This window comes from Legionella bozemanae, assembly GCF_001648595.1.
GTDB lineage: Bacteria > Pseudomonadota > Gammaproteobacteria > Legionellales > Legionellaceae > Legionella > Legionella bozemanae.
This window is the reverse complement of sequence record NZ_LBAW01000004.1, coordinates 15,604-30,497: the sequence shown is the minus strand read 5'-3', so window position 1 is coordinate 30,497 and position 14,894 is coordinate 15,604. Positions and strand designations below refer to the sequence as shown.

Sequence of the window (14,894 nt, the reverse complement as noted above, 5' to 3'; positions counted from 1 at the left end):
TAAAGGAATGTTTGCTCTTCAAAACAAGAACTTAACGTAAGTAAAATCCATTTTAAAACGGATAAAATTGACTATTTATTTTAAAGTGCAGGAGCCTCCTATTTTTAGATACCGAAACGAATTGATCCAGTATTTGTTTTCTCAAAAATGAGTTCGGAAATTTCTTTACTTAAAAGGTCGCGCACGGCTTGTTTTTTTTCTGGAGTTATCTCAGCGAATAAATCCTGGTACACACTATGCTCATCGCTAAAGGAACATTGGCAAAAACCATTGATTTCTCGAAGTTGTTGACACAAATAGGTTATTGAATCATTGTGTTCGTTGTTAGGTAACGTGATTTGAAATTCATTTTCAAGCTCATCAGCTTGAGCATAGGTTGCTAAAAGTAATAAAGTATCAAATACCTCCAGACGGTTTGCTTTTTCGTATTCATCAGGGGTTTTCTCAAAGATGTCACGCATAGAATCAATAAACTGTGCTATTTTAGCTTTCTCGCGCGTGATTTTTTCTAGCAAACAAGCATCCATTGTATTTCCTTTTGGTTTAAAAATGATTTATATGGCATTAATTTTTCACTGTATATATTATAGATGCAAGTTGTCTTTTAAGTGCATGATCTGTTATCGCTTATTGATATCTGCCGTGCACTCGATTGGGAGTCAATGATTTGTTCGACCATTAAATCAATATCTTCATGCAGCAAACATTCTTTCTGCACTGCTTTCAAACTACCGTGCTGTCCATGCAATATAAGCATTTGTAACAAGGGTTTTTCAGTGGTATTTTCTCTGATTTTATTTTTGACTTGTTCTGAATCGAGAATTTCCATAATTATCTTCCCCGTTTCTTTTCTAATAGTTAAGCAAGGCATGTTATTTTCACCATCTAAAATAATTTTAAATCCGTGATCCATTACTGCGAATAATGAATCAATCTGAAATTCAGGTCGTTTTAATTTATCTAAAAAAAGATGGTGATCACTTCTAGCTTGAACATTCACTCGTGCTTTATTGAAAAAAGAGGCCAAATACATCAATGAGCCTTTATCATGATGAATTGTTAGTGTCTTTTCTCCATGGGTATCTACAGTAGCAATCAATGGAGGAGTTGCACCACGGGGTATGTTCGTATTATAAAACGCAATGGTTGTATTAGGGGCACAAGAAATTAATAGGTTGATGCTGGCTGTTTTGTGCATATGAAGTAAACTGGTTGTGTTCACATAGCGCCCTTTATCAGCCGAACCACTTTCCTCTTGTTTTGCTCTATCATAAGAGCGTTTAACGGCCAAAGACATATCATCCAAACAAGCACAGACTACAACAGAATTATTATTTTTTTCTACTAAAGCTTTTTGTGACGATTTATAAGTCACCCCATCTATAATTACATTCGGTCTTTTATCTTTTTGGGCTAAAATACGCTCTTCAACAAGCTCGCTGATCAAATAAGCGCTATCTTGTGTACGGATAAAGACTTGATCGGTTTCTTGTTTTTCAAACTCTTCTGTAAATGGCAAAAATATGCCTCGATAATCATCTGTGGCCAAGGAGACATAATCCTTTCTTTGTTCTCTCTTAATATATTGGCTGGAAATAGTACTTTTACCACTAGCTGCTGGACCTAAAAAGACCAAATGACGATTATCGGCGCAGGAATAAACTGTTTTCTTTTCCAGATTATATTGTTGAGTAAAATAGTCCAAATTGTTATCCAAAAATTCGGACATCATTTCGTTTACCAATTGTTTTTGAATTTTATTTTTGGCCATAACCAAACATGATTCGAATTTCAATTGATAGTCGTAGCTGTCTTTGCTTAAGGAGGGATATATTTTTTCCATCCTTTCATGAGCATTTTTAACACAACGCTGATGCAGTTCTTCTTTTTCCAGTAACGCGTAGATTTGGGACCAATTCGATGTGAGTTTTGGATAATGAGTGCTTGATTTCAAGATTTCATGAAATAATTTTTGTGCCAGCGCGTTCACCTCTTCCGTATCAACTTGGTAATCTGTAATTAATCGGGCAGAGAGATGAAGCATCAATGCTGTTTGCAATCTAGGTACTAGGACATCAGTTAACCACTCTTCATGAGCGACATTGGCATGTTCTAGTTGTTTCTGAATGTCACCTTCCATAAAAGTAGGTTGTAATATACGATTATATGTTTCCTGTAATTTCCTTTCCTGATGACTCCATCGATTAAAACCTTTGAGTGTTATAACATGTCTCATATTGAAGTGTTCAACAGCAGTTTCCCTCACCTTACCTAATCTTCCAGGAACTAATTTAAATGAACCCTCAGGTGGAGCTAGTTCTTTTCCTTGTGGTATAACGGCTTCTACTTCAGAGCGCAATGTTTCTAGTGAAAGTGTTTTATGACCTTCACGAGTATCTCGCATGATCCTGATGCTATCCAATTTTTTTCCATAGGGTTTTGTTTCTTTAACTGATGAAGTCGATTCTGTTTTATGAGAATGAAGGATATCCAGCAACGGCTTTTCCTTAGAAAGAGGAATGACTGTCCTATGTTCTTGTCTGGGAGGAGTTGGCAGCTTCACGGGGGCGGTGGGTGCCTTGGGGTCGCCATTTTTTTTATTGTAAAATTCAATTCCCGCATGAATCACTTCTTTGGTAAATTCGCTTATGCCTTGAATTTCTCCATTTAAATTTCCAGGAATAACATCAAGTATTTCATTATCTCGGTTATAGAGAATTGTCATGACATAATCATGAGGATTAACATGCGTATAAGCAATTTCACCTAAATTCGACTTACCTACAATTTCTGCAAAAGGTTGAGAATGAAATGATTCTTTTCCACGAACGATGTAGAGAATTTTTACATCTTTCATACCACCAAATTTGAGGGCTATATCAAATTTATCTGTAACTGAACGTGTTCCACCCATCCCTGTAGTGGCCAAAGTAGCGGCTGCTCCGGAGCGAATTTCATGTTTTTTAACATTATTTTCTTGTCCAGACAATAAATGACCGTCAGCAGAGTATTCCCCAGTCCTGGTCATTTTCTTGGCAAAAAATACGGTCTCTTCTAATGAGTCAGTTAGGTGCGCTCCTCTAAAAACAACGGGTGCTTGAGTCATATTCAAGTTATCATTTTGATAACTTTGTACTGTATGATAATGATGCACATCATTTTTAAGATATGTTGTAAGTTTTCTTTTGAGCTGTTCTCTAAAAACGAGCGGAGGAGGTAAAACAAGACCTGATTCATCTATTAAAAAAGATTGTCCTTTCTTGTCTTTTGTATCACGAGCTGTAACAAAATTTCTATCACTTACCAATCCATTAACCAAATTTACTAAATTCAATTTCCAAATTTTATCTGTATCCTGATTGTCTGGGACATATTGAGTTACCTTATCATCGCATGTAAGAAACAGGATTTTTTTGATAAAATTTTCAAAATTACCTGCTGTTGAAGGAAACTGATCCCCAGGCTTTAAAAGTGGAGTGTTGCTGTAAAATTTTTTAATTTCCTTTAAATGAATGATCAACTGAGTTATTTTCTCATCCAGTTCTGCATCTTTTGCGTTTGGATTATCATCAATGCTAGCGATTAGTGCAGTGATTTCCTTCATTAATTCAGCAACTGAATCAATTTCTTTTTCACATTCTTCATTTATTTCTGCGGGTTCTTTTATTTGTTTTATCCAAGTATCCAGCGTTTGGTTATAGCGCTGACATGCTCCAGCAACCAAGAGATCTTTTAAGCGCTCCAAATTTCCCTGATTTAGCCACTGATAAAGAGTAAATTGATACCCTTCATCCTTAACTAGGTCGATTGCCGGCAAATGAGATAAAAATAAGCTTGTACCAATATCACTCTCCAAAAAAGCGATTCCTTTATCTCTTAATGTTTCAGTATTATTCCGTGCAATATCCCCAGTATGGCCTCTTTGAGACGTGATTTTCAAAAGCTCGGGTAAGTGACTTCTTAATTCTTCTTCAGTAGTTTTTTCATCTACAATAAAATTGCATTCGCTGAAATTAATTGTTGCGGTAATTTCAGCGCCATTTAGGTCAACGACCGTATAGTGTAATTTGCCATCGAGTAATGTGATATATAAGGTATTTGTTGGTAGTGGTCTTGATTTAGGTGGTTGTAAGCTTAAATCATAGCTAATTGCTTGGAAAAATTTTAATAGTGAGTGATTGTCAATTTCTTTAGGCGCTTCTATATGGGTACCTTTTATTCTTCCTTTATTAAACTCAGAGGCAAGATAATGGGTAAATGACCGGAGAAATGATTCATATAATGGTTCATTGGCCATAAAAGCAATGAATTGATAATAATCATCTTCTTCTGTTATCTTGTCGAAATTAGGGAAACTCTTGGTTAATTTTTTCTGTACATACAAAAATTGACTGAATACTTCATCAAATTGTTCCAGTGAAAAAATCCCCGCTGACGCTAAATTTTCCAGGGTCAGTTCGTTTGATTTTTTAGCGGTAATATGTAATGCCAGTTTTTGTACAAACAAGGCATAGCGTGGATTGCTCTGCAATTTCTCTATTGCTTTTTTTAAGCGTTCCTTATGGAAGGCCTCATGTCCTATGTTGAGAATCACTTCATCTTGAATATTAATTTTTTGTTTTTTAGCTTCTTGAAGAATAACAAGAGCAATTTCTGGAGCAATATTATCCCATTGGTAAATTACACCATCAGTGGTTTGTTGTTGTGAATAGCTGGTAGCCGATAAGCCAATGGCACTACGCAAAGTACGATAATACTCATATCGTGACAAATCTGTATCAGCCAGTGTGTCGAAATTTATTCGTTGTTTTGAGTATAATCCTGGCATATTCGTACCAATATGTGTAATTAATGAGCTAATAATTTATAGCACAGGATTATTAAGGATTAATGAAGTGATTATTAAAATTTTTTTTGAGGAGAACTAATTTAAATTATATAAAAGCAAAAAATTATTTATCAAATCAATGGAAAAGAATCATTTCTCTCTATGCACAATTATTGTATCAATTGTATGATGGAACGGCTCTAACTTAATAAATTAATTTTCTAATCTTAATGCCTAATCAGCAATACTGGAGTTTTGGATATACGTATGACTTCCTCTGCAACACTACCAGTGAGTATATGATGGATTCCTCGACGACCATGAGTACCTATAACAATTAAGTCAGCAGAAAATCCGGCTGCTTCATCAACAAGTTTTTCGGCAATTTGTGCTTTAGAAGGGGTGAGTTCGGTGAGTTTCATTTCAAATGCTACTTTTGAGCGACTGAGTATTTTTCTCATTGAGTCTAAAACTTCTTGCCCTTGTTTTCTGGTGAGCTCAACAAATGCCTCTCGATCGACATCACCTTCATATAGTGTATCAATTATATGAATCACACATATCTTGGAGTTTTGGTTTTTTGCGATTTTAATTGCTTCTTTCAATGCTAAAATGGATGCTTTAGTATCATCCACTGCTACCATAATTTGTTTGTACATAGATGGGACTTCCTTGCCAGTAAAATTGTTTATTTAATAATACATTAGCTTTGCTTGCAATAATTGATATTATATATCTTTACAGCTATTGTGTTTATTCTTGTTAATAAGGGAGTATGTTGTAATTCTTAATGGAGGTTGGTAGATTAAAAAAATTAAGGATAGAGGCTGGAATCAGAGAAACAACTAAAAATACCTTTGGCTAAATGATCGATAGGAAGAATGATGTTTTTTAATCAAAAAGAAATTTACTACACTTTATTGTTGCTGGGATTATATTCGTCAACAGCAAGTTCGGCTGGTCACGTTCAGACACATCCCCCTGTACATAGAAATGGCTATGCACTGATTCAGGCGGGCGGTCATTGGCTGCATCAAGGTCAAGCGCAGCACATTAATATTAACGGGTTGATTGGTGATGATTTTACCGTAACGAATCACACTGATGAAAATTATTTAGTTGGCCTGGCTTATTTTGTAGATGGTCACCATACTAAATTATTTGATATGTCTTATGGACTAAATGCTTATTATCTCGCCAAAACTTCGGTAGATGGTTATGTAATTCAAGAAGGCTTATTCCAAAATTTATCATACCATTATAATTTAGAGCAGTTCCCTATTTACGTAATGGCTCGTGCTGCACTGAATACAAAAAATCCAGATTATGGATTTATTATTGATGTAGGTGCCGGTCCTAATGTTATCAATGCTCATAATTTTAAAGAGAATTCACTGGACGGTCAGACTCTGCCTGACATGATTTACTCCAGGGATAATGCGGCACAATTTAGCGCTACCGCAGGAATTCATGTCAAATTGAATCGGGTTATTCGTGGTGGTGTGCCTTTGGAATGTGGTTATCGCTTTTTCTATTTAGGAAAAGGCCATTTCAGCTCTATCAATGATCAAGTAATCGATCCATTGAGCACAGGCAACATGTATGCAAATGCGTTAATCTGTGGGTTGGAATTTGAAACTTAAATTAGGAGTATGTAATACTTATTTTGCTCAATATATAATTGTCAGCAAAAGTTTTTAGACTAAGGGCGCCTAATCCAATTGATAAGCCATTTTCCTTCATCCGTTCGCTCAAGACAAGCGGCAGTTCCAGGAACAAAGGCAACAATGGAACTGTCTTCATTGAGTAAAACGAGCTTACCAATTAGTTTACCCATAAAAGGCATGTGCCCTACGAGCATGATGTCGTGTTGTTGCTGGTTTATTTCATCTGCGATCGGGCTCACGGGATCTAGAGGTTCCAATCCTTGACGAAATTCAATCTTCTTTGAAGATAAATTGGAAGCCAATATTTCCGCAGTTTGCTCGGCTCTATATTTACTGCTGTGGAGCATACGATTAATTTCTATTTTTTTCTCAGCAAGAAAATGACCTAAATTCTCAACGTCAGTTATTCCTTTTTTACTAAGAGATTGTTGGGGGTCAGTTTCTTTTCCTAAATTTTCTCCATGCTGAACGAGATAAATTTTCATGGCGGCTCCTTGCTACCCGAAATTGTAGTCTAATTATAGTCCAATGCGATTATGCGTAGTTTTTTTAACGCGTAGTTGCATTCGCAAATGAATAATGAGTTACTTTGCGAAAGTCGCATAAATTTTGTATGTTCAATTCCTCTGATTAAGTAAATTTATTATAAATGATCTGGTTATTTATAGTAAGTTGAAAGAATAAAAGCAACAAATATGGAGAGGAGTTACGAAGAATTACAGAGATTTATTTGTCTATTATGGTTTGTTTATAACATCGGTATATGATTTTACCTGTAGCAAGCTCAATAATTTCTCCTGCAGCTCCTGAATGTTCTAAATCACATTTATCGCTCAAATGTATTTTCAAGGCATCGATGTTTTTTCCAGTTATTTTGGAAATAACTATTTCATCTATTTTAACTACGGCTTCATAGGGATCGTCCTCTATAGGTGAATTCATATTCTATACCTCCGATTTCTGTTCCCATATATATAGTATAGTGCAAACTGATTATTTAACTGGCTTAAATACGTACAAAATTGGCTTGTAACCTAGGTGCAGCGCAGCGAAACCCGGTTGAGATAATATGCGTGATATTTCTCTGGTTCTGCTGCGGCAGTGCTATAGAATATTAGTTACAGAGACTTTTATAAGCAGCAACTAGACTATTTGGATTAGAAACTGGTAAATCGGTATCAGCACTCCACATAATAGCGCCTTTAAGTTGCTTGTCCTTGATAAATCTGCATACTGCTTTAACTACCTCTGGAGATTGGTAGCCAACAAATTGTTTCGCTATTGCATTGTAGAGATAAGAACCGATAATGAACGAATTATTATTTTCATCCAAAGCATTCACGTGATAAATCTTATAATTAAGTTGATTTACTAATTTATTTACGGCTTTATAAGGTAAGAGACCATCCTGTATTGAATATTCAGCAGCAAAATGGCTGGCACCAGACCAAGGTTGTTCAAAGCCAGGAAGGGCGGGATATTCACCAGTTTCCACTCCAGAAAAGCCTCGTCCATAGGCAGCTAAACCCACTTGTAATTTTTCTTTGGGCATTCCGTATGCAAGAACCTGTTCTGTAATGGAGTCGGTTGCATAGTTAATCGCAAACTCATCTTTACGGCTGGTATCAGGTTGTTTTAAATAAGCATGAACTGCGGTATAGGGATCACCGCTTTGTGACCACGGGCCATGTAAATCATAGGTCATTAAATTGATACTGTCTGCGTAATTTGCAATTTGTTTAAACCAGCCGCCATCAACTGATTGGTTGATTTTTTCCAAATAATCCTTATTCACAGTAATGGTTACAGAAATATATGTATCTTTTCCCAAAGTGTGTCGACTGGCTTTAACTAAATCAAAAAGATGTTTGTAATCTGCCAAGGTGTTTACATCGGGAGGTAATTGGCCGCCGGTTTGCAGATCAATGGGAGGCTCAAAATCATAATCAATTCCCTTTAAATTTTTAAAATGATTCATCCAGGATTTAAATTGATTTAGGAATTTATCTTGATTGGCAAAGATCGCGGCAAATGTGGCTGTACTGATTCCTTTATTATCTACCGTATTCGCTCCGCCAATGGCAATGATACGTTTTGCGGTATATTTTTTGGAATGAATAAAAGCACCAAAACTATTGAGTTGCCCTACACCTTTTTGATCGGTGTAATTAAATAATTCCTTTTGACCGGTGTTGCCATTCATTTGTACGGAAGTACATGCGCCTTGATTTGCAGCACAAAAATCAAGGAAATCTTTAGTCTCTGGAGGTAAGGGTGATATCCAGGAGCCCTCTAAAGGTAACTCACCCCAGAGATCGGCAAAGTGCATTAAACCATCCCAACTGGAAGGGATTTGGTACTGTGCCTGATTGGGATCTTTGCTATTCCATACTTGTAAAAAGCTCCAGACAATGACATCAGCCTTATTAAATTGGGCAACCATTTCTGGATTGGAAACATAAGCCAATTGTCCATAAGGCCGACCATTTTTATAAGCGCCATCATATTCATAAGGATTTTGACCATACATAGACCAATTGGTGGTATATAAGGTTAATGTTGCATTAGCTACTGCAGGAATAAGAGAAGCAGCAAGCATGGTTAATCGCATAAATTTCTTTAAAAAAGTCATTATGATTCTCCAATATACAAGTGGTTGGATTTTAATGCTTGTAATTGGTGAGTAGCCACTGTTATTTATGACAGGGGTTATAAGGTTAATAATTGATATTCCAATGCCTTAGCCAAAGATTGATATTTATTTTTGGTACCTAATTTTTTATTGATTTTTTGAATATGAAAATTGATAGTTCGCTCACTGATTTCGAGCCGTTGTGACATCTCTTTGACTGAGTGTTGTTCCGCAATCAACAATAAGCATTGGATTTCTCGTTGGGTTAAATGAAATGCTTCTTTTTCACTGACCTGATCTAAAAGATGAGTTTGGATGTAGTGATAATAGTGATGTGCTGCAACAAAGAATTCATATTGGGCACAACTATCTTGTAAATTGCATTGTTGATGTTGCATTTGTACTAATAACAAAATTGCAAAATTATTATGCGGACCGTGAATAGGAATTGATAAACCTGATTCCGCACCAAACTCTATAGAATCTTTGCGCATTTTACGCTCTGACTCAGTGGTTGCTTGTGCCAATTGCTGTTTTAAATTCCAATAAATCGGCAGATGATTGTTGTAAACAAAATTTAGTGTACTGTCGATGTTATGGTATTGTTCAGTAAGGTAATGTTGATGCCAGGATTTGAAATTGGCAGAACACATATCATATTTTAAGCGATTGGCTGAATTTGGATGATAGGCATAATAAGTGAATGAAAATGTGGTAATGCCTTTTTTGTTTAAATAACAACTCAAGGCGTGATCACAAGCAGTCAGCGAGGATGCTTGTACTAATTCATTTTCTAACGTCACGAGGAAATCAATCATACTTATTCATCACTCTGCAGGTTATAATGACTAGTGTTGTATTTGCTGCAAAAATATAAAGAAAAAAACCAGAATATCCCAATTGCTGTTCTAGCCAGCCACTTAATGCACCAAAAAGTACATAACTTAAAGCCATGATGGAAGTACAGACGGTATACATTGACATCGGATAACCACTTTTATTGGCAACCTTCAAGAGATATCCCATATAAGTCCCATTGGCCAACCCTACAGAAAATTGATTCAATAAAACGACAAGATAAAGTAGTGGATGATTCGTATGAAAAAAGGGGAATAAAAGGTAAAGTAAATGACCTAGAAGCAAGAAAAAAGTCATGTTTTTTAGGCATTTTTCAAGTAGAAAATGTGTAATAAGCCATCCTGATACAAAAATACCCAGCATCAAGAATATACTTCCAGAAATTCCATATAGTTGTCCTACCTGATATAAATTAAGACCTAATCCATCTTTGTCGAGCAAAAATAAAGGAATAATTTTTTGCATTTGCGCTTCGGAAAAATTGTATAAAAAAATGAAGAATAAGATCGGATAGATTGAAGTATTAAACAGAAGTGTTTTAAATATTTGGCGATAATTCAGATTAATTAACTCTTGTTTTGTCTGCTTTTCCGGGATTCCGGTTTTATGATACAAGGTGAGTAAAAATCCTATCACAAACAAGCTGAAAAAAAATATTTGCCATACCTTAAGTTGATAATGCAAGGCTAAGTTGCCAATAAAGGCTAACAATCCTCCTTTAATGACTAACCGCCCCATTTGATAAAAGAAGCTTCGAAAAGCGACATATTTTTTTTGTTCTTCGCTATTTAAATTAATTAAATAAATACCATCAGAGACAATATCATGAAGTGAAGAAACAAAGGCAAGTGCAGCGAAACTTAATGAGCTGACCATAAGAAAGTTGGGATTTTCGACACAAAATGCCAATATGATAAAAAGCAAGGTCACTGTTGCTTGAGCATAAAGAGTTAATTTTTTTTTCGTAGCAAGATTTTCCAGAAAAGGAGCGAATAGAGGCTTAATTGTCCAAGGCAGCATGAAGAGGCTGGTTAAAAAAGCAGCCTGAGTATTGGTCATTCCATATTGTTGATACATAATAGTTGCAATCAAAGTGACTACCACATAGGGTATACTTTGAAAAAAATAAAGACTGGCTATCCATTGATGATTCTTTGGAGATATTGAGGAAAACACGGGTTAATTCCAATCTATTGTTGCCCACATTGTAACATAATCGATCAGTATTGAAAAATAGACTCAACTCATTGTCGATAAGATTGTTGTACGGGCTGTGTGGCAGGTTGAGATGTTAATTCAGCAAAATCCTCCAGTTCTTGTTTCATTTTGGCAATATAGGTATCCAAAGACTGCTGCAGTTCTGCCGGATTTTGAATGGTCATGCTCTTTATTCGTTCTGAAATAAGTAACATGTCTTTAGCACGAATTGTTTTGATTTTATATCTGAAAAAAATATTCTCATCAATATATGAAATAATTTCGTGCATGTTTGCAGGGACTTCCACCTTAACTATGGGTTTGGCGGAATATAATTCAAGATAGATGTTTGCTTTATCGAAACTGGGAACGGCAGGATTTATCAATAGAGCCAGTTTTTGCATATGTTTTGAAAGATTTGTTTTACATGATTTGGAATCCATGAGCCATGCTGCAAGAGAAAAAGAATTGTCCTCCATGCCATAAGCTACATTTGATTGATAAATGTATCCTAAAACCCCTTGGGATGTTTTTTCACAAGCAAGCATGACGTAGGAATGTCCTGGTATGTCGATACGAACAATTTTAGGCAAGTCTTTTTCTAGTTCTTCACTAAGATGTACAAGGGAGCACGTTTCTTTCCCGGAAGAAATCATTTCATCCCCCGTTATCATTTTACAAAACGTATTTGCAATATCACCACATCCAACCGGTGAAAAAATGGAATTAGCTATAGAGGTATTGAGTAATCCATTTTGTTCCATGGCCAAAAGAATTTTGACTGTAGATTCCAAGTCTATTCCGGATATAGCCAAATAAAGTCGAGCATCTGCCACACTTTTATAGCGTTTCTTATAGGCCGATAATACGAGATCGCGGAAAATAGAGTCAAAGTCATCTATTGATAAGATTTCATAATGAGAAAAAGTGAAAAAAGCGGATTTGCTTCGCATGAAAATAGAATAAAATTATATACTATTATACAATACTGCAACTTTTTGTTATTTGTGGCAAGAATTTAATTAACTAAATAGATTATGCGCGAACATTATAAATTTTTTAAAGAAGTCAATACATTTAAAGTCCATGCTCAAACGATACTGAATCGTCTAAGAAAACAAAAAGATCCTAATATAATTAATGTGATTAATCTTCTTATTGATGGACATGCCAATAATTCCTTTCCTGCAGAAATCGCAACCTTAAATATTCTTTTAAATCATCCGGAGCAATTTATTAAAAATATAGACTCCGAAGCTAAAGAAGAAATTCAATCCGAAATTAAGGAAATGTTGGAGCGTTTTGTAAGTGAATTTCGCGATGAGGCAATTTGCCCAAGAGTTTAAGAAAGATTGGTTCCTATTTGGCCAGTTCACTGTTCTGCCCTGTGCCTTTACTAATTATCATTATCATCTTCTTCAATCCAGCAATCATTTAGAAGTCCAGGTGGTATTGGACGTCTTGGCATTGGTGTTGGATGAAATTTTGCTCCTTTTTCATTTCTGGCAATGCGTGTTGCTTCTTTTTCTCTATGGGCGTTGATAATTCTGCTTAAGGTATCAATTAGAGTGTGTTCTTTAAATAAGAAAAAGAGATCATTGTCCTGGATGGATTCATCTGATTCGCATTTGCTAATTATGAATAAATTGGCATCATTTTTATCATTAAAGTTTGCAATCCTTCTTTTTTCCAAAGCTTTTTGTGTTTTAATCATCGTATGGTATGGAAATTGAATAAGATTAATGTCTCCATTGCCTTCTGCATATTTTGCATAGGCAACAGAGATATTTTCCCTATTTATTTCATGTAGTAAATCAGAGTCATCATACAGTCTGAAAATAATTTTTTGTTTTTCCAAGTCTGCGTTTGCTGATTTTTGCGCAAGAAAGATGCGTGTGTCATTTAATTCGCTAAATTCGGCAATGACTTTTTCTTCACCTCGTGCAAATTGTTCAGTAATTTTATAGCGCATAATAAATAGGTTATCAGTAATAAATTTTATAAATCAATTTAGGATTTTTAATCTGCTCTCTGAGAAATAGATAAAAGACAATAAAATTATATCATAAAATGGTCAAAATGAGCGCCTTATTATCTACGTATGTAATCTATCCAGGCAGGAAATAATAAGGTTATCTATTGTTATTTCTTGAAAATATTGCATAACGAGAGCAATCTATATTAAAACAAAATTCTAAACTGATGTTGTAATGGTACCAAGGATTGGTTTTAAGTTTTTCTCGCAAACATGCATCTGTAGGTTGGTAAGTTAACTGCCCCTTTTTGTCGAGCGTGGACTGGAGAATAATTACCTCAGGCTTAAATTTCATCACTTCTGCACATTGCCACTTATATATATCTTGACGCCAGCTCATCGCTTTATTATTCAGGCAATACGAATCTAAAAAATTCAAATTACTTCGGTAACCAATGAGACCAACATCACCCAACGAGACCCAAGATCCTTGTGGTACATAACGATCTAGCCAATCCACAACACTTTCTCTTAATGTTTCCCCTTGCTGGAGATTGATAGTAAAAGTACGATACGCTTTCAGATTCATTGCTGGGATGAAGAAAAATGCGATATTTCCTGCAATGATATATAAAGTAAATGCATAAACTTCATTCCTTTCAGGTAAATACTTGTCAAGAAAACGCATTAATCCCCGTAAAGAAAGAGGAAGAATTAACGCAAAAGCAGGCAGAAATAAACGGTTGAAGTATGCTGAAAAGGGTTCAGCTTTCCCTAAGAGCAACAAGTAAAGAAGTGTCGGTAACCAAAAAAAGTAAGGCCGCTTATCTTTTGATTTATAACTCGCCACAGCAGCAAGTAATATAAAAGGCCAGGCAAAACGTAAATAGGACCAATCCAATTTAAAGATAAACTCATTGCTGAACCCTTTACAATAAATGGGGTTGGGAAATAACCGCCCAAAGTAATGCCATCTCCAGAGAAAATAGGGCAAAAAAATCCCGGCGAATACTAGCCCACTTGAAAAAAGGGGCCAGTAATATGTTGCAGAAAAAGTTGGACGATCCCAAAGTGCTAACGCATAAAATAGTAAAACGAGTATAGGGGCTTCAGGACGTGTGAATGCTGCTAACGCAAAAAATATCCCTGCAAACGTTAAGGACAAGGGCTTTGAATGCATGCGTTTCGCGGGGAATGGGTTATAACCTATTCCTCGTAATAAAAAAAACAAGGCAAAGCAAATAAATGCTTGGTAAACTGCTGTCTCCATGCCGCTCACCGCCCAGAAAATTTGTCCCCTATACACTAATAGCCAAAGGCAAGGAATAAATGCAAACCAGATTGAGCATAATAATCTGGACAAACAATATACTGCCCAGGTTGTAAATACCAATCCCCAAAAACCTGCCACTTTTAATAAAAGAATAGGATTTAAATTTAAAGCCATGCCCGCAGAAGAAAGGAGAAGAAAACTAAAACTGGAATATCCTTCAACTGGTGCTTCACTAAGATTCCATAGCAATCCATTTCCGCTCATCCAATGTTTGGCATAACGTAAAGGAATATAAACATCATCAATAATAAAAGGCCAGGCAGCAAGAGACTGTAAAAGAAGAAAGTAAGTACCAATAAACAGTATAAGTAGTATATATAGTTTTTTAGGCATTAATGTTCATCGATCCCGTATGATACAAAGTGATTCATAAATCCCATTATTCTAAATTTGTATACGGGGAT

The 14,894-nt window shown here is 35.6% G+C and carries 13 protein-coding genes; 2 read left to right on the top strand and 11 right to left on the bottom strand.

The features are described from left to right. Positions 1-104 precede the first annotated feature (104 nt). The 3 genes from A8O27_RS04515 to A8O27_RS04505 form a co-directional block, all read right to left on the bottom strand. Positions 105-527 carry a hypothetical protein gene (locus tag A8O27_RS04515; protein WP_058460223.1) on the bottom strand — a complete coding sequence of 141 codons (423 nt, stop codon included), beginning with the start codon at positions 525-527 and terminating at the stop codon, positions 105-107. Between the two features lie 77 nt (positions 528-604). Then, positions 605-4,828, bottom strand: a complete 4,224-nt coding sequence (locus A8O27_RS04510) for a zeta toxin family protein (RefSeq protein WP_058460224.1) — start codon at positions 4,826-4,828, stop codon at positions 605-607. 227 nt (positions 4,829-5,055) lie between these two features. Further along, complete coding sequence (locus A8O27_RS04505; protein WP_058460225.1) at positions 5,056-5,487, bottom strand: universal stress protein; 432 nt, start codon at positions 5,485-5,487, stop codon at positions 5,056-5,058. A gap of 222 nt (positions 5,488-5,709) precedes the next feature. Between A8O27_RS04505 and A8O27_RS04500 the strand changes: the two genes are divergently transcribed. Beyond that, positions 5,710-6,471, top strand: a complete 762-nt coding sequence (locus A8O27_RS04500; protein ID WP_235810551.1) for a hypothetical protein — start codon at positions 5,710-5,712, stop codon at positions 6,469-6,471. Between the two features lie 59 nt (positions 6,472-6,530). On the opposite strand, the gene sixA is transcribed toward A8O27_RS04500, so the two are convergent. The 6 genes from sixA to A8O27_RS04470 form a co-directional block, all read right to left on the bottom strand. After that, positions 6,531-6,980 carry a phosphohistidine phosphatase SixA gene (gene sixA, locus A8O27_RS04495; RefSeq protein ID WP_058460227.1) on the bottom strand — a complete coding sequence of 150 codons (450 nt, stop codon included), beginning with the start codon at positions 6,978-6,980 and terminating at the stop codon, positions 6,531-6,533. A 241-nt stretch (positions 6,981-7,221) separates the two neighbouring features. Beyond that, entirely contained in the window at positions 7,222-7,437 is a 216-nt protein-coding gene (locus tag A8O27_RS04490; RefSeq protein ID WP_058460228.1) for a hypothetical protein, read from the bottom strand. A gap of 172 nt (positions 7,438-7,609) precedes the next feature. Continuing rightward, on the bottom strand, positions 7,610-9,127 hold the full coding sequence (locus A8O27_RS04485) for a glycosyl hydrolase family 18 protein (protein ID WP_058460229.1): 1,518 nt from the start codon (positions 9,125-9,127) through the stop codon (positions 7,610-7,612). 77 nt (positions 9,128-9,204) lie between these two features. Continuing rightward, positions 9,205-9,945 carry a helix-turn-helix transcriptional regulator gene (locus A8O27_RS04480; RefSeq protein WP_058460230.1) on the bottom strand — a complete coding sequence of 247 codons (741 nt, stop codon included), beginning with the start codon at positions 9,943-9,945 and terminating at the stop codon, positions 9,205-9,207. Beyond that, a complete protein-coding gene (locus A8O27_RS04475; protein WP_058460231.1) occupies positions 9,938-11,161 on the bottom strand; it encodes an MFS transporter in 1,224 nt (407 codons plus the stop codon). The genes A8O27_RS04480 and A8O27_RS04475 overlap by 8 nt, the downstream gene beginning before the upstream one ends. Positions 11,162-11,229: 68 nt before the next feature. Next, entirely contained in the window at positions 11,230-12,135 is a 906-nt protein-coding gene (locus A8O27_RS04470; protein WP_058460232.1) for a hypothetical protein, read from the bottom strand. An 84-nt stretch (positions 12,136-12,219) separates the two neighbouring features. Here A8O27_RS04470 and A8O27_RS04465 point away from each other — a divergent pair, with 84 nt between their 5' ends. Next, a complete protein-coding gene (locus A8O27_RS04465; protein WP_058460233.1) occupies positions 12,220-12,528 on the top strand; it encodes a hypothetical protein in 309 nt (102 codons plus the stop codon). A gap of 50 nt (positions 12,529-12,578) precedes the next feature. Here the strand turns inward: A8O27_RS04465 and A8O27_RS04460 are convergent, their stop codons facing one another. Continuing rightward, on the bottom strand, positions 12,579-13,154 hold the full coding sequence (locus tag A8O27_RS04460; protein WP_058460234.1) for a hypothetical protein: 576 nt from the start codon (positions 13,152-13,154) through the stop codon (positions 12,579-12,581). Positions 13,155-13,314: 160 nt separating this feature from the next. Continuing rightward, the gene (locus tag A8O27_RS04455; protein WP_058460235.1) at positions 13,315-14,823 is read right to left on the bottom strand and encodes a DUF8728 domain-containing protein; all 1,509 of its coding nucleotides are present in this window, start codon (positions 14,821-14,823) and stop codon (positions 13,315-13,317) included. Positions 14,824-14,894 lie beyond the last annotated feature (71 nt).

Bases quoted from the DNA above. Each gene is read 5' to 3' on its own strand.
- A8O27_RS04455 (WP_058460235.1), bottom strand. From the start codon at position 14,823: ATGCCTAAAAAACTATATATACTACTTATACTGTTTATTGGTACTTAC.
- A8O27_RS04490 (WP_058460228.1), bottom strand. From the start codon at position 7,437: ATGAATTCACCTATAGAGGACGATCCCTATGAAGCCGTAGTTAAAATA.
- A8O27_RS04480 (WP_058460230.1), bottom strand. From the start codon at position 9,945: ATGATTGATTTCCTCGTGACGTTAGAAAATGAATTAGTACAAGCATCC.
- A8O27_RS04505 (WP_058460225.1), bottom strand. From the start codon at position 5,487: ATGTACAAACAAATTATGGTAGCAGTGGATGATACTAAAGCATCCATT.
- A8O27_RS04515 (WP_058460223.1), bottom strand. From the start codon at position 527: ATGGATGCTTGTTTGCTAGAAAAAATCACGCGCGAGAAAGCTAAAATA.
- A8O27_RS04460 (WP_058460234.1), bottom strand. From the start codon at position 13,154: ATGCGCTATAAAATTACTGAACAATTTGCACGAGGTGAAGAAAAAGTC.
- A8O27_RS04500 (WP_235810551.1), top strand. From the start codon at position 5,710: ATGATGTTTTTTAATCAAAAAGAAATTTACTACACTTTATTGTTGCTG.
- A8O27_RS04510 (WP_058460224.1), bottom strand. From the start codon at position 4,828: ATGCCAGGATTATACTCAAAACAACGAATAAATTTCGACACACTGGCT.
- A8O27_RS04485 (WP_058460229.1), bottom strand. From the start codon at position 9,127: ATGACTTTTTTAAAGAAATTTATGCGATTAACCATGCTTGCTGCTTCT.
- A8O27_RS04470 (WP_058460232.1), bottom strand. From the start codon at position 12,135: ATGCGAAGCAAATCCGCTTTTTTCACTTTTTCTCATTATGAAATCTTA.
- A8O27_RS04465 (WP_058460233.1), top strand. From the start codon at position 12,220: ATGCGCGAACATTATAAATTTTTTAAAGAAGTCAATACATTTAAAGTC.
- sixA (WP_058460227.1), bottom strand. From the start codon at position 6,980: ATGAAAATTTATCTCGTTCAGCATGGAGAAAATTTAGGAAAAGAAACT.